The following is a 20,635-nucleotide window of genomic DNA, read 5'->3' on the forward strand; positions in this document are numbered from 1 at the left end:
TCAGCGCTGCGCGAAAAACGCCGACGGCGAACAGCCGAACGTCTTGCGGAACATGTGCGAAAAGGCCGACTGGCTCGTATAGCCCAGTTGTTCCGCCACGCGCGCGAGCGGCATGCCGCGCGCGATCAGCGGCGCCGCGTGCGCCAGGCGCACCTGCTGGCGCCACTGGCTGAACGGCATCCCCAGCTCTTTTTCGAACAACCGCGCCAGCGTGCGTTCGGACGCGCCGACCTGGCGCGCCCAGTCCGCCAGCGTGTGCGCGGCGCCGGGCTCGTCGAGCAGGCGCTCGCACAGGCTCTGCAGGCGCTTGTCGCGCGGCAGCGGCACGCGGATCGGCAGCGCGGGCGCGCGCGCCAGCTCGTCCAGCATCAGTTCCGACAGCAGGCTCGCGCGCGCCGACGGTGCCAAAGGCGGCAGCTGTTCCAGCGCGAGGATCAGCTCGCGCAGCAGGGTCGACACGTCCAGCACGCGGCAATCCTCGCCGGGGAACGGCGTGCGCGCGGCGTGGATGCGTACCGGCCGCAGCCGCACGGGTTCGAGCACCGTGACCTCGTGCACGACGCCGGGCGCGGTCCAGATGGCGCGCGACGGCGGCACGATCCAGCTGCTGCCGGCCGCCGTCAGGCGGATCACGCCCTCGCGCGCATACGTGAGCTGGCCGAACGGATGCGTATGGGGCGCCACGTTGTCGGCGGCTTCCAGGTCGCGCGCCGTCAGCGTGACGGGGCGCTCGGGCGTCGGATCGAAGCAGTCCGGCAAGGGCTGCGTATGGTGCACGACGGGGATGCTCATGGATGTCCGGTTCTCGACAAATTTTGTCCTGCTATCGTAATTCAGACGTGGTCGGTTTGCCTACACTGGTCTTTTCTTCTGGAGTCAATATGTCCCAAGACAGCACCCTGCGCAGCGACGCGCGCGTGATCGGCCTGGTCGGCCTGGCCCACGGCACGTCGCACTTTTATCACCTGATCCTGGCCGCGCTGTTTCCCTGGCTGAAGCCCGCGTTCGGTCTCAGCTATGCGGAGCTGGGGTTGCTGCTGACGGCGTTCTTCGTCGTGTCCGGCGTCGGCCAGGCGCTGGCCGGCTTCGTCGTCGACCGCGTGGGCGCGCGCCGTGTGCTGTTCTTCGGCATGGCGATGCTGGGCCTGTCGGCGCTCGTGCTGTCGGCGGCCGGCAGCTACGCGGCGCTGATGGCCGGCGCGCTGCTGGCCGGCGTCGGCAACAGCATCTTCCACCCGGCCGACTACACGCTGCTGAACCAGCGCGTCTCGCGCGCCCGCCTGGCGCACGGCTTTTCCGTGCACGGCATCAGCGGCAATATCGGCTGGGCAGCGGCGCCGCTGTTCATGACGACGGTCGCCGCGCTGTCCAGCTGGCGCATGGCGCTCGCGTACGCCGCGATCCTGCCGTTCTGCGTGCTGGGCATCCTGTTCCTGAACCGCGCGCACCTGCGTCCGGAACCGAAGCCGGCCGCGGCGTCCATCGACGCTGCCGGGGAGGGCGCCGGCACGTTGTCCTTCCTGCGCCTGCGCGCCGTGTGGATGTGCTTCGCGTTCTTCTTCCTGACGGCGGTGTCGCTGGGCGGCATCCAGGCGTTCGCGTCGATCGGCCTGATGCAGTTGTACGGCATCTCGCGCGCGCTGGCGACCGGCGCGTACACCGCATACATGCTGGCGTCCGCCGTCGGCATGCTGCTGGGCGGCTTCGTGGGCGTGCGTGCGACCGGCGCGGGCCGCCAGGACCACGACCGCACGGTCGCCATCGCCTTCGCCGTGGCCGCCGCGCTGGCGCTGCTGCTGGGCGCGGCCGTCGTGCCGGACTGGCTGGCGCTGCCGCTGATGGCGCTCATCGGCTTCTTCTCGGGCGTGGCGGGACCGTCGCGCGACCTGATGATCCGCGCGGCCGCGCCGAAGAACGCCACCGGGCGCGTGTACGGCGTCGTCTATTCGGGTCTCGACAGCGGCCTGTCCGTGGGGCCGGCCATGTTCGGGCTCGTGATGGACGCGGGGCATCCCGGCTGGGTGTTCGCCGGGATCGCGCTGTTCCAGGCACTGGCGATCGCGACGGCGGTCGGCGTCGGCGGCGGAACGCGCGGCGCGCGCCTGCAGAACGCCTGACTGGTGTTCGGCATCCGCGAGGTCGTCGCGCGCTGGCGCGCGACCCCGTCAGTGTTGGAGCTCGGTATCGTCATACAACTGCCGGACGAATTCCAGAAACTCGTCCCCCATGATTTCAGAGTGTCCGGGGATCAGGCTGGCATCGGTTCGTATATTCCATACCAGCGAATTAGGGTCGCGATTTTGCCTTGGGTCCGATTGCTTCAGCTGGACGAGTCGCACGCCGCCGCAAAAATCCCGGACCCACGGCCTCAGCAAACCGTTGTCCTGCGTGTATTGGTTGAAAAACCGCGCGGAATTTTCGACTTCGATTGCCTTGTTCTTCAGGATTTGGTCCTTGTCGCTGGAACTCAACGGCCCCGGTTTTTGCCAGCCCGGGCACGGTTCGGAAGCGATCCTGATTAATTCATGGGTTTGATACAGCTCGATATGGCCATGCGTGTGTGTCATGGCTTCATTCTGTTCTTCGGAAGTGACCGGGCGTTCAAAGATGCTGTTGAGAAAACGACCGGCCGGGAACGCATCTTTCGTTGCGAGATCGGCGGTCGACGTGATCGTGACGAGTATCGGCGGTTGCGCGACCCGGTTCTTGTAATTGATCGCGGCCTGATGGACGGGCTGATATCGTACCGCTTCGAACGCTGGGTTGATGAGGACGATCATTTCTGCCGGACGCCGGTTGGCGACGCCTTTCGCTGCATGTTCCCGCCCGGTGGTATCGTCCTTTCCGTGCTGATCCAGTTGCGCGTCCAGGTCCCGTTCCGCGTTCAGCGTCGCCATGATCTGCCCGGACATTGCCGAATACAGGATCCAGGCGCCGAAGCTGTGCCCGATCATCAATGTCCGCACCCTGCAGCCGCCGGTCGTCAACCTCCCTTCCCGGGGTGTCGCGCAGTCGGGGCTGGCGGTACGGCTATTGTAATATTGCTGAACGGTCCGCAGGCGGGCAAAGAGTTCCTGTACCGTTCCGTGGGAAACCCGCAGGGCGGCCGCTTTCCGCGACCAAAAACTGAGATTGATCAGCGGTCCTGGCAGGTTCCACGATTTTCCGCGCCAACCGACATAGATGCCGACCACTTTTCTCGGATTGTCCTTGCCGCCTCTCTCCAGCGTTCGTGCCGAGGCCAGCACTTGCCTGAAACGTTCCACGTCGCTATCGTCGCTGCGGGCGTCATGTTTCCACCCGTGGACGTACACAATGATGTTCAGGTAGCTGCTATTTTCATCCAGTAATTTGTCCAGGCGATTCATCAAATGATCGATCTGGTTTTGTGATGTATTTCCCGCAGTCGGCGATTCGTTGTCGAGCGTTGGCATCCAGCCCTGATCGTCGAATTCCACGAAATGAAGTTCATAACCTTGCCCCGTCTCGGGCGTGACATTCGAGCACCTTTCAAGCGTTCCGGCAGAATGGAGCGGGCATTCGACGTCGCCAACATCTACCAGCCGCGTTCGATATGGACGATCCGATGCGCAGCCGAACAAAAATACGCTTGCGATAACGCACAGCAGCCATGTCTCGATATGCGATTTCATTTTCGCTCCATGCTTCGTGAGAGAAATTTCCGAAACGGCGAGCGCATAAGCGCGATGCATAAACGGCTCCTCATTTTATTGAAGAGTAACTATTGCGCAGTCTAAATAATTTTATGTATCGAGATTTTTAAATTCGTTCAGCGTCAGTCTATTGCCTAATCAATCCGCCGATCGCAGAATATTTTTTTGTGTGCGATAAAAGATACAAGGACCATCGAAAAATTCCGATAGAAAATTTTTTATAATGGTCTCAGTCCGAAAACAATTGGCGTCGACATACGATTATCGCGATAACGCCGCCATTCCACCGCTGCCGGCAAAGGCGGCGACATACTGGCCGTCCTCCTTGGGCAAGGCACCGATCGGGGATGCGCACCATGAGCGGCCGATGCCCGGTCGGTTCGAAATCCTGCAACTAACCGACATGCCGGCGCGGTGATATGCCGCCTCATGCGCAGGCATTGAATTTACATTAGCGCTAATGTATTATGCGGACATGGACACCAGATCGAATCCCGGCCTCGGGGAACTGCTCCGCTACGTGGGCGAGCTCGTGGAACACGGGGCCGAGGAGCATTACCGCGCGCTGAGCCCCGGCTACCGCGCCCGCTACACGCCCGTGCTGCGCGCCCTGCACGCCGGCGCGCGCACCGTCACCGACATCACGGCGCGCACGCATCTGACGCAGGGTGCGATCAGCCAGACCGTGGCGCTGCTGGAGGACGACGGCCTGATCGCGCGCCACGCCGTCGACGATGCGCGCAAGAGCGGCATCCGCCTCACCGCGGCCGGGCGCGCGCTGGTCGCCCGGCTCGAACGCCACTGGACCGCGACGTTCGCCGCGATCGCCGCCCTCGAGGATGAAATCGGCCATCCGTTGCGGCGCGCGCTCGAAGCCGCGGCCGCGGCGCTGGAGCGCGACGGATTCGCGGCCCGCGTCACGGCCGCCAAGACCCGACTGAAAAAGGAGCATGTGCATGCCGACTGACCATTCGCAGTCACGCAACTGGTTCGACGAGGGCGGCCGCGCGTACGCCCGCTTCCGTCCCGAGTATCCGCCGCGGCTCGCGGACTTCCTCGCCTCGAAGGCGCCCGAGCGCCGGCTCGCCGTCGACGTCGGCTGCGGCAACGGCCAGCTGACCCGGTTGCTGGCGGCGCATTTCGACAAGGTGGTCGGCCTCGACCCGAGCGCCGACCAGATCGCGAACGCCACGCCGGACGCGCGCATCGAGTATCGCTGCGCGCCGGCCGAACGGCTGCCGCTGGCGGATGCGAGCGCGAGTCTGATCACGGCGGCCCAGGCGGCGCACTGGTTCGACCTGCCGGCGTTCTATCGCGAGGTGCGCCGGGTCGGCACGCCGGGCGCGGTCGTCGCGCTCATCAGCTACGGCGTGCTGACGCTCGAGGCGCGCTTCGACGCGCGCTTCCAGACGTTCTACCGCGACGAGATCGGCCCGTACTGGCCGCCGGAGCGCAAGCTGGTCGACACGGGGTACGCGACCATCGATTTTCCGTTCGCGGAGAGCGCCGCGCCGGCGCTCGACATCCGCCTCGACTGGCACCTGAACGAATTCATCGGTTATCTGCTGACCTGGTCCGCCGTGCGCAGCGCGCGCGAGGCCGGCAAGGAAGGGTTGCTGATCGACTTCGCCAACGACATCGCGGATGCGTGGGGCGACCCGAACATCAGGCGCACCGTTCGCTGGCCCATCAATATGCGCATCGGGACGCTGTAACGGGCCGCCGGGCGTCAGCGCAGCTTGCCCACGATGTCCGGGCCGACCGCCAGGCGCACGAACGGCGCCGGGTCGTCGTCGCCCTTGCTGGCGATCCAGAACACGCTGGCCTTGCGGATCTTCCAGTCCTGCGCCGTCCCGGAAAAGATCAGCGACGCCACGTGGCCGAGCACCGGCTGGTGCCCGACGACGACGACGGTATGGCGGTTGGCCGGCCAGCCGGCCGCTTCCAGGATGCGTTCCGCCGTCGAATCCGTATTCAGCGCTTCCGCGGTCGTGAATTTGCGGCCCAGCGCCTGCGCCGTCTGCACGCAGCGCGCGGCCGGGCTGGAGAGGATGCGGCAGTGCGAGGGCAGCTGGCGGTCGAGCCACGCGCCCATGCGCGAGGCGTGGCGCGCGCCCTTTGCCGTCAGCTCGCGCAACTGGTCGCCTGCGCGGTCCGCCGCGTGCGGCTCAGCCTCGGCGTGGCGCCACAGGATCAGTTCCATGGTCGTTCTCCTTGTTGTGCGCGTGGGCGCTGCTCTGCGCGCCCAGCGTGTCCATCAGGAACTGCTGGGCGCCGAAGGCCGACTGGCTCCCGCGCGCCTTGCGGCGCCGCGAACGGCCGTCGCTGCCCAGTTCCCAGGCGTTGACGTTGTCCTTCAAATAGACCTGCAGGCCCTCGCGCAACACGCGTTTTTTCAGCGCGGGCGAGCGGATGGGGAACGCGACTTCGACGCGGCGGAACAGGTTGCGGTTCATCCAGTCGGCGCTGCCGAGGTAGACATCGTTCTTGAGATTGTTGCGGAAGTAGTAGATGCGCGTGTGCTCGAGGAAGCGGCCGACGATGGACCGCACGCGGATGTTGTCCGACAGCCCCGGCACGCCGGGCCGCAGCGAGCACGCGCCGCGCACGATCAGGTCGATGCGCACGCCGTCGCCGGACGCTTCGTACAGCGCGCGGATCACGGATTCGTCGGTCAGTGAATTCATCTTGGCGATGATGCGCGCCGGCTTGCCTTCGCGCGCGATCGCGGCTTCCTGGCGGATCGCCTTCACGATCTCCTTCTGCAGCGTGAACGGCGCCAGCCACATGGCCGCCAGCTGCGTCGGCCGCGTCAGGCTCGTGAGGTGGATGAACACTTCGTTGACGTCGGCCGTGATCTCCTCGTCCGCCGTGAGCAGGCCGAAGTCCGTGTAGAAGCGGGCCGTCGTCGGGTTGTAGTTGCCGGTGCCGAGGTGGGCGTAGCGGCGCAGGCCGTCCGGCTCGCGGCGCAGCACGAGCGCCATCTTCGCGTGCGTCTTGAGGCCCACGACGCCGTACACGACCTGGGCGCCGGCTTCCTCCAGCCGCTCGGCCCAGTTGATGTTCGCCTCTTCGTCGAAGCGCGCCATCAGTTCGACGATGACGGTGACTTCCTTGCCGCGCAGGGCCGCGTTGATCAGGGAATCCATCAGCTCCGAATTCGAACCCGCGCGGTAGATCGTCTGCTTGATCGCGACGACGTTCGGATCGGTCGCGGCGCAGCGCACGAAGTCGATCACGGGCTGGAACGACTGGTACGGATGGTGCAGCAGCACGTCCTGCTTGCGCAGCACGGCGAACGTGTCGTGCGCGTTCACGAGCTTGGCCGGGAAGCCCGGCAGATAGGGCGCGAATTTCAGGTCCGGACGCGCATTGCTGTTGACGATCTCCAGCAGGCGCCCCATGTTGACGGGCCCGTCGACGGTGAACAGGCGCGAGCGGTCGATCGAGAACTGGTCGAGCAGGAAGTCGGCGAGGTGCTTGGGACAGCCGCGTGCCACTTCCAGCCGCACGGCGAAGCCGTAGTTGCGGCTATGGAGTTCGCTCTGCAGCGCCTGGCGCAGGTTCTTGACCTCTTCCTCGTCCACCCACAGGTCGCTGTTGCGGGTGACGCGGAACTGCGAGTACGACACGATCTCGCGTCCCGTGAACAGGTCCGCCATATGCGCCTGGATGACGGACGTCAGCAGGCAGTACGACGCCCCCGGCTTGTCCGACAGCTCGTCCGGCAGGCGGATGAGCCGCGGCAGCACGCGCGGCGCCTTCATGATCGCGATGCCCGAGCCGCGCCCGAACGCATCCTTCCCGGCCAGCTCGATGATGAAATTCAGGCTCTTGTTGATCACGCGCGGGAACGGATGCGCCGGATCGAGGCCGACCGGCGTGAGCAGGGGCCGCACCTCCTTGTCGAAGTACTGCTTGACCCAGGCCTTCTGCGCCGCGTTGCGGTCCGAGCGGCGCAGCAGGTGGATGCCATTGGCGGACAGCTGCGGCAGGATCTGGGCGTTGAGCAGCGCATACTGGCGCCCGATGATCTGGCGGCATTCCTCGCTGGCGCCTTCCAGGTCGGCCTGCCCGGGATCGGGCCCGCCATGGGCCTGGTGCTGCGCCAGCAGGCTCGCGACGCGCACCTCGAAGAATTCGTCGAGGTTGCTCGAGACGATGGTGAGGAAGCGCAGGCGTTCGAGCAGGGGGACGGACGCATCCTCGGCCTGTTCGAGCACGCGGCGGTTGAACTCGAGCAGGGACAGTTCCCGGTTGAGGAACAGCTGCGGGCTATCGGCCGGAAGCGCGGCAAGGGCCTCGTCCGTCTTCAACTTCATATCCATTTTTCGGAAAAATTTCACTCGTGGCAACAGAGTGTAGAAGCCGATTATGACGAGATTGTGACAGAGAACGGGTTTTCGGGGCGCGCAATGTTACCGAAATGCATTTTGGATAAAGTCCTGTCATAAACACGCTCGGACTGGCGGGCGGCGCAGGCCGGCCGTTCATTGCCACGACCGCGAATCGCCACTCGGTGGTTCGCAAGCCAGCGCTCTCGCGAGGCCGCTGCCGTTTCCTGTTGTTTCTCAATGGTAATCACAACCGTTCTGTCACGATAACGAGCTGTTTGCTGCTTCCCTGCCACTTTCCCATGCAAGCCAGGCGACGACGTTTCAGGAGCCGCCCCGCCGACGGGCACGAAACGATCGGGTTTGCATTGCGGCGGCGTGCGCTGGCTCTGTTTTATTCCGTTGTTTGCGGTCTTCTCTTGACGATTGAATAGAGATAAGGCAACCCTTCCAATGGCTAATCAAGCGCTGCTCGGTCAACAAGACCGCCTTCTGAAATTGGATACGCCGTTAGGCGACAATGTTCTTCTGCCTCAGCGTGCTGTCGGCCACGATCGGCTGGGCAGGAGCTACGATTATACGCTTGACGTCGTATCGGTACGTTCAGATATCGACCTCAAAAAGCTTATTGCCCAAACCATTACGCTCTGGGTAAAACAAGCGGACCGGACCTATTTGCCGATCAACGGTTATGTATACAGTGCAAAACGGTTAGCCAGCGATGGCGATCTGACGTTCTGCCAGCTTTCATTCGCGCCTTGGTTGCATTTTTTGAAATTCCGCAAAGATGCGCGAATATGGCAAGACAAGAAGACAGACGACATTCTTGCCGATGTATTTTCTGTACATCCCCAGGCGCGCGGAAAATTTCGCTTTGATCTGACCGGGCCGGTTTCGTCACGTTCTTACTGTACGCAGTATGAAACTGACTGGCATTTTGTCCAGCGGTTGATGGAAGAGGAAGGCTGGTACAGCTACCACGAGCAGCACACGGATGGCAACGGCCACTCGCTCGTCATTACCGACGCAACACATCACCTGAGGCCTGTTGAGCCACGGCAGATTTACTTCCACCGTGGAAGCACCGAGGATGAGTTGGACAAAATCGTGCACTGGAGCCTGAATCGCAACCTGACCCCAAGCCAATTCACGATCAGAACCAACGATTACAAGGCGCCCAACTACCGGAAACAGAGCAATACCAGCGTCCTTCCGGAGCACGGCAATTTGCCGAGCCAGTTGGAGGTCTATGAATACACGGGTGCCTACACGTATCCGAGACAAGAACAAGGAAACAAGAAGTCGCGTATCCGGGTGGAGGAATGGGAATCCAGCATGACACGGTTCCACGGCGTTTCCGGCAGACGCACTCTGCCGGTAGATGGGTTGCCGATGTACGCGATAAATAATTCTGGTGAATACGTGCCTTTGAGCGAAAACTATATTAAATCTTTGCTGCAACTGAAAGGGAGAGCGCCGAAATGATGTTAAACTCAAATCCGAGACTTGCGCGGTTCTATCGATTCTTTGAAACCTATGGAGCTGAGCGGCTTAATGGATTGGACGAAAGCTATTTCGTCGGGCTAAACGAATTTGATAAAGAAGAGGCTTGGAACTTCCTTTTGCAGGGTGAGTCATTGTCTGAGGAGCGTATAAACGGGCTTTACCTTTTGAATGACGTCAGGGCTGTTGATTTATTTAAGGAAATTCTTGCTTCGCCTATCAAAGATTCGCCATATTCTGCTCAGCGCCAATTTTTTGAGTACCAGCGGTTAACGCTGCTCGGATACGTAAACAATGCAGATCCAAGTACGAAAAATATTGTGGAAATGACAAAATATTCTGATAGTGAATTTCCAAAAATTCGCGCAAAGTTCGCACAAGTTTTGCCATTGCGGAAGATTGCGCCCTGCGCGGTAGATGCTCTAAAGAAAATGATTTTCACTGAGGTTGAGCGCATTCCACTCGCTGCGGCGATAACAAAATTTATGGCTATTCACGGGATGGATTATGAGATCGATGATCCTGTGTATAATTCTATTTATATGTCGTTGAGATCAGGAGGAAGTGAGGAAAAGCTTTCAGCAATGAAGCGATTGGAAATGATTTGGAAACCGGATTATTTGTAGCCGTAATTGTTTGAATTTTGATTGAATTAAAATCTGTAGACTTGCTGCTGCTGACGAGATTTGAAGGTTTGAATTAACGATGAGTCATCAAGAAATTCATTGCTACAAATAATAATGCGTTTGCGACTTGTTTCATTTTGGCGCGCGCGAACTGGATGGTGGTAACGCGTCGGCCTCGAAAAACGTATGCAGCCATCCCCAATGGTATTTGGATTGCTGGAATCCGAACTGCCATGGGTGACCGAGTGGTTATTCTTTTTCGATTCAGAGAAGGCGTTAGTGGTGGCAAAAGAAAAAGAGGTCAGGTTGCGTGGTCGCAGATATGGAGACGCTTACATGCTGCCAGAGCAAATGACTAAATATTCAGGGAATTTAATTTGCCAAGAACACATGATCGAGGATTATCCTAATTACGACGAGCGCGTGATGTTGCTAGTCGTCGATGCGATCAGTCGGACTCCTGCGAACGCAACTGCAGTTTCTTTTTTTTAAGCAAATTGTTTTGGCGGGCGTTAATCGTGACTCGGCGGTCCGCGCAAGTATGCATCTTCTGGACGCGATAAAAATCCCCGAAACTACCGAGGATGAAAAAAAGACGTACAGATGGCTAGTCAATGAGTTAGGTAGCGAGAGCATTCACCACAAATTAAACGCTATTGCTAAGATAGAAGAAAGTCGCACCGTTAAATGGCTTGGTGGATAAGATATATCAACAATACTAAGTGTTTTGCAAAGCGTAGTACGGCGCCGACTTCGGCGAAGCATCGCCTGCGCTACTGCCCGAATTGATCACACCACCGGCTCCCTGACCCGCCTCAGATCATCCCTGGGCGGCCTTCCGAACATGCGGCTGTACTCGCGCGTAAACTGCGACGGGCTCTCGTACCCGACCTGGTACGCCACGGCCGCCACGTCGCGGCTGCTCGCGGCCAGCCGCGCACGCGCCTCGTGCAGGCGGATCTGCTTCTGGTATTGAAGGGGGCTGAGCGACGTGAATTCCTTGAAGTGGCGGAACAGCGTCGACGCGCTCATGCCGCTCACGGCTTCCAGCTGCTGGGTCGACACGGGTTCCGCGTAGTGCTGCTGCAGCCAGCGGATCGCGCGGCCGATGCGCGACGCGCGACTGTCGGCCAGGCCGACTTCGCGCAGCATCGGGCCGTGCGGGCCGGAGAGCAGGCGCCACAGGATTTCCTTTTCCAGCAGCGGACGCAGGATGCGCACGTCGTCCGGGTGGTCGAGCAGGGTGACGAGGCGCCCGACGGCGTCCAGCAGCTGGATTGACGCCGCGTGCACGGCCATCGGCACGGCGTCCGGCGCCGCGTCGGCTTCCGCCTCGACGATCAGGCCCGCGATCTCGGCCGGGCGCAACGTGAGCGCGACGCCCAGGTACGGTTCGTCCTCGCTGGCGTGGATCACCTGGCCCGTCGACGGCATCGACAGCGACACGATCACGCAGTCGCCCGGGCCGTATTCGTAGGTGCGGCCGGCTATCGTCGAGCGCTTGCGGCCCTGCAGGATCAGGGCGAACATCGGCTCCTCGATGCCGCTCATCGGGGCGGTCGGCGCCGTGACGGCGCGCACCCGCAGGCCGGGCACGGCGCAGTCCGGGCCCGTGCCGGCGTGGCGCATGGCGAGGTGGCGGAGGTCGTGGAGAGTCATCATGATGTCGTTCGCTGGTAGTGAGGCGTGCGTCTTCGCGCAACGACGATCGTAACATGATCGCCGCCGCCAAAGACACATATGTATGGGCTATGGCTGGCCCGCCGGGACGCCGCGCGCGCCGCGGCGCCACCACGGTTGCCGCACCGTGCGTTCGTACGCCTGGCCGGCCGGCACCGCGAGCGCGACGAGCGTGCCGCCACCTGGCGCGGAACCGATGTCAAGCCGCGCGCCGATGGCCGCCGCGCGCTCGCGCATGCCCGCGAGGCCCCAGTGGCCGGGACGCGCGGCCTCGCCGATGCCGCGGCCGTCGTCGCGCACCGTGAGCTCGAACGCCTGTTCGCCGAACGTCACCGCCAGCGTCACCTGCGCGGCGCGCGCATGGCGGAAGGCGTTCTGCAGCGCTTCGCGCGCGATGAAACAGGCTTCCTGGGCGACGTCGCGGCACAGGGTGCGGCGCTGGCCGTCCACGCGCACGGAAAAGGTGACGCCGAACTGCTCGCCGAGGATGTGGCCCAGCGGGACGAGCGCGCCGACCAGGTCCTGCGCCGGCGCCGCCGCGCCGCGCAGCGCCGTCAGTTCGTCGCGGCCTTCGCGCAATGCGTGCCGCGCCTGGTCCAGCGTGCGGTCGATCAGCGGCAGGTCGGGACAGTCCCGCGGCAGGCGGCCGCGCGCGTGCTCGAACAGCATCAGCAGCGCCTGCACCGATTGCATCAGCGTGTCGTGCAGGGTGCGCGCGATCCGTTCGCGCTCGCCCGCGCGCTCCTGCAGCAGGCGGCGCAGCTGCAGGGTGGCGCGGCGCAGGCGCAGGCGGTACAGCAGCCAGGCCGCCAGCACGAACGCCACGCCGCACAGCGCCTTGAACGGCGCGCTCTGCACGAAGGTCGGCGCGATCGCGACGTCGAGCGCCGCCCCCGCCGGATTCCACACGCCGTCCTCGTTGGCGGCGCTCACGAGAAAGCGGTAGCGGCCCGGGCCCAGGCGCGTGTAATACGCGGTGCGGCGCGTGCCGGCGTCGCGCCAGCCGTCGTCCACGCCCTCCAGGCGGTAGCGGAAGCGGACCCGCTCCGGCATCGTGAAGCTGGGCGCCGTGTAGGCGATCTGCAGGTCCTGCGTGCCGGCCGGGAGTTCGACGGCCTTGCCTGCACCCAGGCTGCGGCCGTTCGCGCCAAGGCTCACGATGTGCACGGGCGGCGCCAGCCGGTTGCGCGGCAGCCGGGCCGGATCGATCCAGGCGGCACCGTCGCTGCCGTGCAGCCACAGGCGGCCGTCGGGCGTGACCAGCAGGCTCGATTGGCCGGGGCGCAGCTGGACGACGCCGGGATAGCCGTCGAGGGCGTCGAACAGGTCGTAGCCGCCGATCGTGCCGTCCGGGGCGGCGAGGAAGGCGCGCCAGCGCGCGGCGGGAATGCGCACGAGGCCCAGGTTCCCGTTCAGCCACAGGTCGCCGCTTGCATCCAGCAGCATGCCGGTGATGCCGGCGGCGGCTTGCGGGTCGGCCAGGCGCACGGGCCGGAACCGGCCGCCGGCCAGCATGAACAGCCCTTTGTCGCCGCCGGCCAGCACCACGCCGCCGGCGTCGACCACGTTGCCAACGACGCCGGCGTCGAGGCCCTGCGCGAGGCCGTAGCGGCTGACCTTCCCGTCGCACAGGGCCAGTACCGTGCTGTCGCGGTAGCCGAACCACGCCGTGCCGTCCGCGCCGCGCGCCATGCAGACGGGCGGCGTGTCGGGCAGGCCGTACTCGTGCGCGGGATGCCAGCGGCCGCCGGTCCAGCGGTACAGCCGGCTGTAGGCGAAGCCGGTCCACAGGCCGGTGCCGTCGTCCAGCATCGTGCGCACGCCGGGATTCATGGCGGCCTGCGGCACGTCGTCCGGAAACGGGATGCGGGTGCGGGCGCCGTCCTTGCGCCGCTCGATGTAGCCGGCGCGGCCGAGCAGCAGGGCGCCGTCGGCCGCGGTCGCGAGCGAATTGACGTCGGTCTCGGGCTGTGCCTCCGGGCCGTCCGGGCCCTGGGTCCACAGGCCCATCCCGCGCGGGTTCTGCGCGCGCGTCCACAGGCGGCCCGTGTCGTCCAGCGCGAACGAGACGCTGTAGCTGCCGACCGGGAGCCCCATGGACACGACGCGGTTCCGGCGGAACCGGTCGACGCCGCGCTGCGTGCCGACCCAGATATTGCCTTCACGGTCTTCGAACACCGAGATCGGTTTGCCGGTCGTGGCACCGGGCGGCGGTCGGTCGGCCGGATCGGTGGCGTGGTGCCAGGCGTCGAGGTGGGCGAGCGTCCGCGGCGCCAGGCGGCATATCTGGTCGCAGTCGGCGGACCACAGGTTGCCGTCGCGGTCGAAGATGGCGTCCAGCGAATACGACGTCGTCCACCAGTCGCGCGGCCGCGGCGGCGTGGCCAGCCGCGCCGGCAGGCGCTCGACATGGTCCATATACCACAGCCACAGACGGCCGTCGGGCGCTGCCATGACGTCGAAGCGCTGGCCGCTGAGGCCGGCCTGCACGAAGCGGTCGGTGCCGGGATCGCGATAGTACAGCGCGGTCTCCGTGTGCACCCACAGGCGTCCGGCCGGATCGCGCCGCAGTCCTTCCGGCATGCCGGGCAGGCCCTGGTCCGCACCGATCCTGTGCCAGCGCGCGCCGTCCAGCACGAACAATCCCTTGGTCGTCGACGCCCACGTGCGCCCGCGCTCGTCCGCCACGATGGAACCGACGCCCTCCGGATCGATGCCGTCCGCCGCGGTGTAATGGCGCAAGCGGCCGGCGCGGTACACGGAAATGCCCGCGAAGCGGTAGCCGATCCACAGCGCACCGTCGGGGAACGCGCGCACCGTCGCCACCGCGTTCGACAGCAGGGGCGTGCCGCCCAGCGCGTGGATGCGCTCGAAGCGCACGCCGTCGAAGCGGTACAGCCCGGACGGCGTGGCGAACCAGATGAAGCCGCCCGTGTCCTGCGTCATTTCCCACACGTCGCCCGGCATGCCGTCCTTGCTCGTCCAGGCGTCGTGGTGCAGCTGGGCGATGGACAGCGCCGGATCGAGGGCCTGCGCGCCGCCGCAGCCGAGGACGCCGGCGAGGGCGAGCGCACAACGGGACGCAGGGCGGAACGAAAAAAGGAACGGGAAGCGGAACATTGGTTGGATTGTAAAGCAGGACGCCCCGCGCTGCAGGCGCTGCCCCGCGCCTATACGAACGGATACTGGCGACACGAGGGGCACGGGACTACCATGGCTTGCCGGTGCATCACCGTCCACCCACCATTCCCCGCAGAGGATCATCCCATGAGCAATCCAAAACTCGAAGTGCTGACGCCGCAGAACAGCCAGATCATCTTCATCGACCACCAGCCGCAGATGGCCTTCGGCGTGCAGTCGATCGACCGCCAGGTCCTGAAGAACAACACCGTGGGGCTGGCCAAGGCCGCCGCCGCGTTCAACATCCCGGCGACCATCACCACCGTCGAGACACAAGGCTTCTCGGGCTATACCTACCCGGAACTGCTGGACGTCTTCCCGAACCAGCCCATCCTCGAGCGCACGTCGATGAACTCGTGGGACGACCAGAAAGTGCGCGACGCGCTGGCCGCCAACGGCCGCAAGAAGGTCGTCGTCGCCGGCCTGTGGACGGAAGTCTGCAACACCACCTTCGCCCTGTGCGCGATGCTGGAAGGCGGCTACGAGATCTACATGGTGGCCGACGCGTCGGGCGGCACGTCGAAGGAAGCCCACGACTACGCCATGCAGCGCATGATCCAGGCCGGCGTCGTGCCGGTGACGTGGCAGCAGGTGCTGCTCGAGTGGCAGCGCGACTGGGCGCACAAGGACACCTACGACGCCGTCGTCGGCATCGCCAAGGAGCACTCGGGCGCGTACGGCATGGGCATCGACTACGCCTACACGATGGTGCACAAGGCGCCGCAGCGCGGCACGTCCAGCCACGAGACGCTCGCGCCGGTACCGGCACGCTGATCACGCGCGCCGGGGCGATCCCCCGTGCGCGCATCCGCGGCCCCGCCAGATCCGCGCGGGGCCGCTCCCTTCCATCGACAGGGGAAAGCATGAAGTTCTACCTGGTATCCCTGGGCGCCGGCCTGCTGGTCGGCTGCATCTACGCATTGCTGCAGGTGCGTTCGCCGGCGCCGCCGGCCATCGCCCTGATCGGCCTGTTCGGCATGCTCGTCGGCGAGCAGGCCGTACCCATCGCCAAGCGCCTGATGTCCGGCGAGCCCGTGACCGTGTCCTGGTTCCGCGCCGAGTGCGTGACGCGGATCAGCGGCATCCAGCCGCCGGCCCCGCAGGCGCAGGCGGAGGGCACGGCCGGGAACGACCGTGCCGCTTGACTCCGGCCAGACCGTGCTCGTGGTGGACGACGACGCCACCGTCCGCGCCGGCATGGTCGCGCTGCTGCATGCGGCCGGCTATGCGGCGCGCGGCTTTGCCGGCGCGGCCGCGGTGCTGGACGGCTTCGATGCCGTGCACGCCCGTTGCGCCGTCCTCGACATCCACATCGGCGAGCCGGACGGCTTCGCGCTGCGCGACTGCCTGTGCGCGCTGGCGCCGCGCCTGCCCGTCATCTTCATCACCGGCGACATCGACCCCGCGCTCGCGGCGCGCGCGGCCGGCGCGGGCGCGCTGGCGCTGCTGCACAAGCCCGTCGACGCCGACTGCCTGCTGGCGCTGATCGATGCGATTCCGGCGCCGCCGGACCCGATCCGTTGACGCCCGCGTTCCACACGGGCCGGCGATTTCCGCTATGCTGGCGTCTGCGTACGACACGGAGGCAGGCATGAGCGAGCGGATGGTGATGGTGGTGGACGACGACGCGGGCGTGCGCCTGGGTCTCGCACACCTGCTCGAAGCGGAAGGCTATGCCGTGCGCGCGTTCGCCGACGCGGCCGACTTCCTCGCGCAGCCCGCGCCATCGGCACCATCCTGCCTGATCCTCGACATGCAGATGCCGCGGCTGGACGGCATGAGCGTGCTGCAGCACATGACCGAACGCCACCTGGCGCTGCCGGTGATCTTCCTGACCGGCCACGGCACGATTCCGCTCTCCGTCGCCGCCATGAAGGCCGGCGCCGACGAATTCCTCACCAAGCCCGTCGATCCGGACGCGCTGCTGGCCGCCGTCGGACAAGCGCTGGACAGCGACGCGGGCCGTATCGCGCAGCGGCGCGAGGCCGACGAGCTGGCCCGGCGCCATGCCCGGCTCACGCCGCGCGAGCGCGAAGTGTTCGGGCTCGCCATCGGCGGCCTGCTCAACAAGCAGATCGCCGACGCGATGGGCATCAGCGAGATCATGGCCAAGGTCCACAAGCGCAACCTGATGCAGAAGATGGAGACGCGCACCCTGGCCGAGCTGGTGCGCATGGCCGAGAAGCTCGGCATCGAGAGTTCGCGCAGCCGCTGAGACCCCGTACAATGCGCTTCCACGTTTTACGTTCGGAGGATTGCATGGGAAAGAAGGACGTGCCGGGCGTCGGCGAATACGGGGGGCCGGCCGGCGGCTGGGGCGCGCTGCAGGCCGTGGCGAAGGCGATCCGCGGCGAGATGACCGCGAAGGACACGACGATCCTGCTGCAGGTGAACCAGCCCGAGGGCTTCGATTGCCCAGGCTGCGCCTGGCCCGATCCGCGCCAGGGCTCGTCGTTCGAATTCTGCGAGAACGGCGCCAAGGCCGTGTCGTGGGAAGCGACGCACAAGCGCGTCACGCCCGCGTTCTTCGCACAGCACACGGTGACCGAATTGTTCGGCCGGGAGGACTTCGCCCTCGAATGGGAAGGACGACTCACGCACCCGATGAAGTACGACGCGGCGTCGGACCGCTACCTGCCCATCGCGTGGGACCAGGCGTTCGCCGAGATCGGCGCGCACCTGCGCCGCCTGCCCGATCCGGACATGGCCGAGTTCTACGCGTCCGGGCGCACGTCCAACGAAGCGGCATTCCTGTACCAGCTGTTCGTGCGCGAGTTCGGCACGAACAACTTCCCAGACTGTTCGAACATGTGCCACGAGGCGACCAGCGTCGGCCTGCCGGAATCGATCGGCGTCGGCAAGGGCACCGTCACGCTGGAAGACTTCGACCACTGCGACGCCATCTTCTCGTTCGGCCACAACCCCGGCACGAACCACCCGCGCATGCTGGCGACGTTGCGCGAGGCGCGCCTGCGCGACGTGCCCATCGTCGTGTTCAACCCCCTCAAGGAACGGAGCCTGGAACGCTTCAAGTCGCCCCAGAGTCCCGTCGAGATGACGGTCGGGAAGGCTGTCGCCATCGCGACGTCGTACTACCAGGTCAAGGTCGGCGGCGACGCGGCCGTGGTGCAGGGCATGATGAAGGCGCTGCTCGCGCGCGATGCCGTCGACCGCGACTTCATCCGCGACCACACGGCCGGCTTCGATGCCCTCGCGGCCGACCTGGCCGCGCTGTCCTGGGACGAGATCGAGGGCGTGGCGGGCCTGTCGCGCGCCGACATCGAGGCGGCGGCGGACGTGTATGCGCGGGCCGAACGCGTCATCATCTGCTACGGCATGGGCATCACGCAGCACCGCCACGGCACGTCGAACGTGCAGCAGCTCGCGAACCTGCTGCTGCTGCGCGGGAATATCGGGCGCGAAGGGGCCGGCATCTGTCCGCTGCGCGGCCACTCGAACGTGCAGGGCGACCGCACGGTCGGCATCACGGAAATCCCGAGCGCCGCATTCCTCGACAGCCTGCAGCGCGTGTTCGGCTTCGCGCCGCCGCGCGCCAAGGGCCATGCGGCCGTGGAAGCGATGGAAGCGATGCGCGACGGGCGCTCGCGCGCGCTCGTCTGCCTGGGCGGCAACCTGCCCGTGGCGATGCCCGATCCGCAGGCGTGCTTCGACGCGATGCGCAAGCTGGACCTGTCCGTGCACATCGCCACCAAGCTGAATCGCTCGCACCTCCTCGTCGGCAAGCACACGTACCTGCTGCCCTGCCTGGGCCGCACGGAGCTGGACGTGCAGGCCGGCGGGCCGCAATCGGTCACGGTCGAGGATTCGATGTCGATGGTGCACGCATCGCGCGGCAGTCTGCCGCCCGCGTCGCCCGGGCTGAAATCGGAACCAGCCATCGTCGCCGGCATCGCCCGCGCCACGCTGCCCGATTCGAAGGTCGACTGGGAGGGATTCGTGGCCGACTACGGCCGCATCCGCGCCGCGATCGAGGCCGTGTTCCCCGATTTTAAGGACTACAACGAGCGCGTGAGCAAGCCGCGCGGCTTCCGCCTCGACGTGCCGGCGAGCCGGCGCGAGTGGCGCACGGCGTCGGGCCGCGCGAACTTCATCGTCGCCGCGCGCGACCAGCGGCCGCTCGCACGGCCCGGTGCGCAGGGCGTCCTCGTGCTGGCGACCGTCCGCAGCCACGACCAGTACAACACGACGATCTACGGCAAGAACGACCGCTATCGCGGCGTGACGGGGCGGCGCGACGTCGTCTTCGTCAACGCGGCCGACCTGGCCGAGCGGGGGCTGGAACATGGCGACATCGTCGACATCGAGGCCGTCGCGGCGCACGACGAGGGCAGGGAACCGCGCGTGCTGCGCGGCTTCGTCGCCGTGGCGCACGACATCGCGCGCGGTGCCGCCGCCGCGTATTATCCAGAGGCGAACGGGCTGATCGCGCTCGCCAACCGCGATGCGAAGAGCGGCACGCCGTCGTACAAGTCGGTGCCCATCGTGATCCGGCGCGCGGCCGGATCGCGGGAGGGTGTCAGCCCTTGATGAAGGCGAGGATGTCGGCGTTGATGACGTCGGCGTGCGTCGTCGGCATCCCGTGCGGGAAGTCTTTGTACGTTTTCAGCGTGCCGTGCGGGAGCAGCTTGGCGGACAGCACGCCGGCGTCGGCGTAGGGCACGATCTGGTCGTCGTCGCCGTGCTGCACGAGGACGGGCAGGGTGATCTTCCTGAGGTCTTCCGTGAAGTCGGTCTGCGAGAACGCGACGACGCCGTCGTAATGGGCCTTGGCGCCGCCCATCATGCCCTGGCGCCACCAGTTCTGGATGATGCCTTCCTGCGGCTTGACGCCGGGCCGGTTGAAGCCGTAGAACGGACCGGCCGGCAGGTCGCGGTAGAACTGCGCGCGGTTCGTGGCGACCTGCTGCTGGATGCCGTCGAACACGTCCTTTGCCAGGCCGCCCGGGTTCGTGGCCGACTTCACCATCAGCGGCGGCACGGCCGCGATCAGCACGGCCTTCGCCGCGCGCGCCTGGCCGTGGCGGGCCAGGTAGCGCACGACTTCGCCGCCGCCCGTCGAGTGGCCGACGTGGATCGCGCCCTTGAGGTCGAGGTGCCGGACGACGGCCGCCAGGTCGTCGGCATAGTGGTCCATGTCGTGCCCGAAGCCCACCTGGGTGGAGCGGCCGTGGCCGCGGCGGTCGTGCGCGATCACGCGAAAACCGCGCTGCACGAAATACATCATCTGCGAGTCCCAGTCGTCCGAACTCAGGGGCCAGCCGTGCGAGAACACGATCGGCGTGCCGCTGCCCCAGTCCTTGTAGAAGATGTCGACGCCGTCCTTGGTGCGGACGGTGTCCGTCGTCATGCGCGCGGCGCCGTCTTTCGGTTCGGTCGCGGCGTGCGCCGGCCCGGTGGCCAGCACGGCGAGCGGCAGCGCGGCCGCGCCGCCCAGCATGTTGCGGCGTTTGCCGTTGATGTCGTTCATGGTGTTGTTCCTTCTTGTTGGATGTTGTGGTGAACCGATGTTCGACCGTTACGATGCCTGATGCGCGTGCCAAAAACCACTCGCCGGAAGGTAGGGTGGGCGGGCTCCGCCCACGCGTAACGCTGCCTGGACGCGCACGTCTGCACGCGC

The 20,635-nt window shown here is 65.5% G+C and carries 18 protein-coding genes; 11 read left to right on the forward strand and 7 right to left on the reverse strand.

Going from position 1 to position 20,635, the window contains the following annotated elements:
• Entirely contained in the window at window positions 1–792 is a 792-nt protein-coding gene (locus ASC93_RS18135) for a helix-turn-helix domain-containing protein (RefSeq protein WP_056445334.1), read from the reverse strand.
• A gap of 89 nt (window positions 793–881) precedes the next feature.
• Here ASC93_RS18135 and ASC93_RS18140 point away from each other — a divergent pair, with 89 nt between their 5' ends.
• Window positions 882–2,117 carry an MFS transporter gene (locus ASC93_RS18140; protein WP_056445337.1) on the forward strand — a complete coding sequence of 412 codons (1,236 nt, stop codon included), beginning with the start codon at window positions 882–884 and terminating at the stop codon, window positions 2,115–2,117.
• Window positions 2,118–2,165: 48 nt separating this feature from the next.
• Here ASC93_RS18140 and ASC93_RS18145 read toward each other — a convergent pair whose 3' ends face one another.
• On the reverse strand, window positions 2,166–3,713 hold the full coding sequence (locus ASC93_RS18145; protein ID WP_157201993.1) for a hypothetical protein: 1,548 nt from the start codon (window positions 3,711–3,713) through the stop codon (window positions 2,166–2,168).
• 436 nt (window positions 3,714–4,149) lie between these two features.
• On the opposite strand from ASC93_RS18145, the gene ASC93_RS18150 reads away from it, so the two are divergent.
• Entirely contained in the window at window positions 4,150–4,641 is a 492-nt protein-coding gene (locus ASC93_RS18150) for a MarR family winged helix-turn-helix transcriptional regulator (RefSeq protein ID WP_056445988.1), read from the forward strand.
• Window positions 4,631–5,389: a class I SAM-dependent methyltransferase gene (locus ASC93_RS18155; RefSeq protein WP_056445344.1), complete on the forward strand. Its 759-nt coding sequence runs from the start codon at window positions 4,631–4,633 to the stop codon at window positions 5,387–5,389. Before ASC93_RS18150 ends, ASC93_RS18155 begins: the two co-directional genes overlap by 11 nt.
• Window positions 5,390–5,403: 14 nt before the next feature.
• Here ASC93_RS18155 and ASC93_RS18160 read toward each other — a convergent pair whose 3' ends face one another.
• A complete protein-coding gene (locus ASC93_RS18160; protein WP_056445353.1) occupies window positions 5,404–5,877 on the reverse strand; it encodes a histidine phosphatase family protein in 474 nt (157 codons plus the stop codon).
• Entirely contained in the window at window positions 5,843–8,002 is a 2,160-nt protein-coding gene (gene ppk1 / locus ASC93_RS18165) for a polyphosphate kinase 1 (protein WP_056445356.1), read from the reverse strand. Before ppk1 ends, ASC93_RS18160 begins: the two co-directional genes overlap by 35 nt.
• Before the next feature lie 459 nt (window positions 8,003–8,461).
• On the opposite strand from ppk1, the gene ASC93_RS18170 reads away from it, so the two are divergent.
• From ASC93_RS18170 to ASC93_RS18175, 3 genes are all read left to right on the forward strand, one after another.
• Window positions 8,462–9,493: a type VI secretion system Vgr family protein gene (locus tag ASC93_RS18170; protein ID WP_056445359.1), complete on the forward strand. Its 1,032-nt coding sequence runs from the start codon at window positions 8,462–8,464 to the stop codon at window positions 9,491–9,493.
• Entirely contained in the window at window positions 9,490–10,137 is a 648-nt protein-coding gene (locus ASC93_RS30905; protein WP_157201994.1) for a hypothetical protein, read from the forward strand. Before ASC93_RS18170 ends, ASC93_RS30905 begins: the two co-directional genes overlap by 4 nt.
• A 186-nt stretch (window positions 10,138–10,323) precedes the next feature.
• The gene (locus tag ASC93_RS18175; protein ID WP_056445361.1) at window positions 10,324–10,629 is read left to right on the forward strand and encodes a hypothetical protein; all 306 of its coding nucleotides are present in this window, start codon (window positions 10,324–10,326) and stop codon (window positions 10,627–10,629) included.
• A 297-nt stretch (window positions 10,630–10,926) separates the two neighbouring features.
• Here ASC93_RS18175 and ASC93_RS18180 read toward each other — a convergent pair whose 3' ends face one another.
• Both ASC93_RS18180 and ASC93_RS18185 read right to left on the reverse strand, forming a co-directional pair.
• On the reverse strand, window positions 10,927–11,799 hold the full coding sequence (locus tag ASC93_RS18180; protein ID WP_056445362.1) for an AraC family transcriptional regulator: 873 nt from the start codon (window positions 11,797–11,799) through the stop codon (window positions 10,927–10,929).
• Between the two features lie 87 nt (window positions 11,800–11,886).
• On the reverse strand, window positions 11,887–14,937 hold the full coding sequence (locus ASC93_RS18185; RefSeq protein WP_056445366.1) for a sensor histidine kinase: 3,051 nt from the start codon (window positions 14,935–14,937) through the stop codon (window positions 11,887–11,889).
• Window positions 14,938–15,084: 147 nt separating this feature from the next.
• Between ASC93_RS18185 and ASC93_RS18190 the strand changes: the two genes are divergently transcribed.
• The 5 genes from ASC93_RS18190 to ASC93_RS18210 all read left to right on the forward strand — a co-directional run bounded on the left by ASC93_RS18190 (window position 15,085) and on the right by ASC93_RS18210 (window position 19,545).
• Window positions 15,085–15,771 (forward strand): hydrolase, encoded by a 687-nt coding sequence (locus ASC93_RS18190; protein ID WP_056445370.1) that lies wholly within the window; start codon window positions 15,085–15,087, stop codon window positions 15,769–15,771.
• Between the two features lie 89 nt (window positions 15,772–15,860).
• Window positions 15,861–16,142, forward strand: coding sequence for a XapX domain-containing protein (locus ASC93_RS18195; RefSeq protein WP_056445371.1), 282 nt, complete (start codon window positions 15,861–15,863; stop codon window positions 16,140–16,142).
• Window positions 16,132–16,521, forward strand: coding sequence for a response regulator (locus ASC93_RS18200; protein WP_056445374.1), 390 nt, complete (start codon window positions 16,132–16,134; stop codon window positions 16,519–16,521). Before ASC93_RS18195 ends, ASC93_RS18200 begins: the two co-directional genes overlap by 11 nt.
• Before the next feature lie 67 nt (window positions 16,522–16,588).
• Entirely contained in the window at window positions 16,589–17,212 is a 624-nt protein-coding gene (locus tag ASC93_RS18205; protein ID WP_056445377.1) for a response regulator transcription factor, read from the forward strand.
• 44 nt (window positions 17,213–17,256) lie between these two features.
• Window positions 17,257–19,545, forward strand: coding sequence for an FdhF/YdeP family oxidoreductase (locus ASC93_RS18210; protein WP_056445380.1), 2,289 nt, complete (start codon window positions 17,257–17,259; stop codon window positions 19,543–19,545).
• On the opposite strand, the gene ASC93_RS18215 is transcribed toward ASC93_RS18210, so the two are convergent.
• The gene (locus tag ASC93_RS18215; protein WP_056445991.1) at window positions 19,535–20,365 is read right to left on the reverse strand and encodes an alpha/beta fold hydrolase; all 831 of its coding nucleotides are present in this window, start codon (window positions 20,363–20,365) and stop codon (window positions 19,535–19,537) included. The two genes, ASC93_RS18210 and ASC93_RS18215, sit on opposite strands and share 11 nt — an antisense overlap.
• Window positions 20,366–20,635: the final 270 nt, after the last annotated feature.

The sequence above is a fragment of the Massilia sp. Root335 genome (assembly GCF_001425685.1).
Lineage (GTDB): Bacteria > Pseudomonadota > Gammaproteobacteria > Burkholderiales > Burkholderiaceae_D > Telluria > Telluria luteola.

Coding starts and splice junctions, on each gene's coding strand:
- ASC93_RS18135 (WP_056445334.1), bottom strand. CDS start 792: ATGAGCATCCCCGTCGTGCACCATACGCAGCCCTTGCCGGACTGCTTC.
- ASC93_RS18140 (WP_056445337.1), top strand. CDS start 882: ATGTCCCAAGACAGCACCCTGCGCAGCGACGCGCGCGTGATCGGCCTG.
- ASC93_RS18145 (WP_157201993.1), bottom strand. CDS start 3,713: ATGCATCGCGCTTATGCGCTCGCCGTTTCGGAAATTTCTCTCACGAAG.
- ASC93_RS18150 (WP_056445988.1), top strand. CDS start 4,150: ATGGACACCAGATCGAATCCCGGCCTCGGGGAACTGCTCCGCTACGTG.
- ASC93_RS18155 (WP_056445344.1), top strand. CDS start 4,631: ATGCCGACTGACCATTCGCAGTCACGCAACTGGTTCGACGAGGGCGGC.
- ASC93_RS18160 (WP_056445353.1), bottom strand. CDS start 5,877: ATGGAACTGATCCTGTGGCGCCACGCCGAGGCTGAGCCGCACGCGGCG.
- ppk1 (WP_056445356.1), bottom strand. CDS start 8,002: ATGGATATGAAGTTGAAGACGGACGAGGCCCTTGCCGCGCTTCCGGCC.
- ASC93_RS18170 (WP_056445359.1), top strand. CDS start 8,462: ATGGCTAATCAAGCGCTGCTCGGTCAACAAGACCGCCTTCTGAAATTG.
- ASC93_RS30905 (WP_157201994.1), top strand. CDS start 9,490: ATGATGTTAAACTCAAATCCGAGACTTGCGCGGTTCTATCGATTCTTT.
- ASC93_RS18175 (WP_056445361.1), top strand. CDS start 10,324: ATGCAGCCATCCCCAATGGTATTTGGATTGCTGGAATCCGAACTGCCA.
- ASC93_RS18180 (WP_056445362.1), bottom strand. CDS start 11,799: ATGATGACTCTCCACGACCTCCGCCACCTCGCCATGCGCCACGCCGGC.
- ASC93_RS18185 (WP_056445366.1), bottom strand. CDS start 14,937: ATGTTCCGCTTCCCGTTCCTTTTTTCGTTCCGCCCTGCGTCCCGTTGT.
- ASC93_RS18190 (WP_056445370.1), top strand. CDS start 15,085: ATGAGCAATCCAAAACTCGAAGTGCTGACGCCGCAGAACAGCCAGATC.
- ASC93_RS18195 (WP_056445371.1), top strand. CDS start 15,861: ATGAAGTTCTACCTGGTATCCCTGGGCGCCGGCCTGCTGGTCGGCTGC.
- ASC93_RS18205 (WP_056445377.1), top strand. CDS start 16,589: ATGAGCGAGCGGATGGTGATGGTGGTGGACGACGACGCGGGCGTGCGC.
- ASC93_RS18210 (WP_056445380.1), top strand. CDS start 17,257: ATGGGAAAGAAGGACGTGCCGGGCGTCGGCGAATACGGGGGGCCGGCC.
- ASC93_RS18215 (WP_056445991.1), bottom strand. CDS start 20,365: ATGACGACGGACACCGTCCGCACCAAGGACGGCGTCGACATCTTCTAC.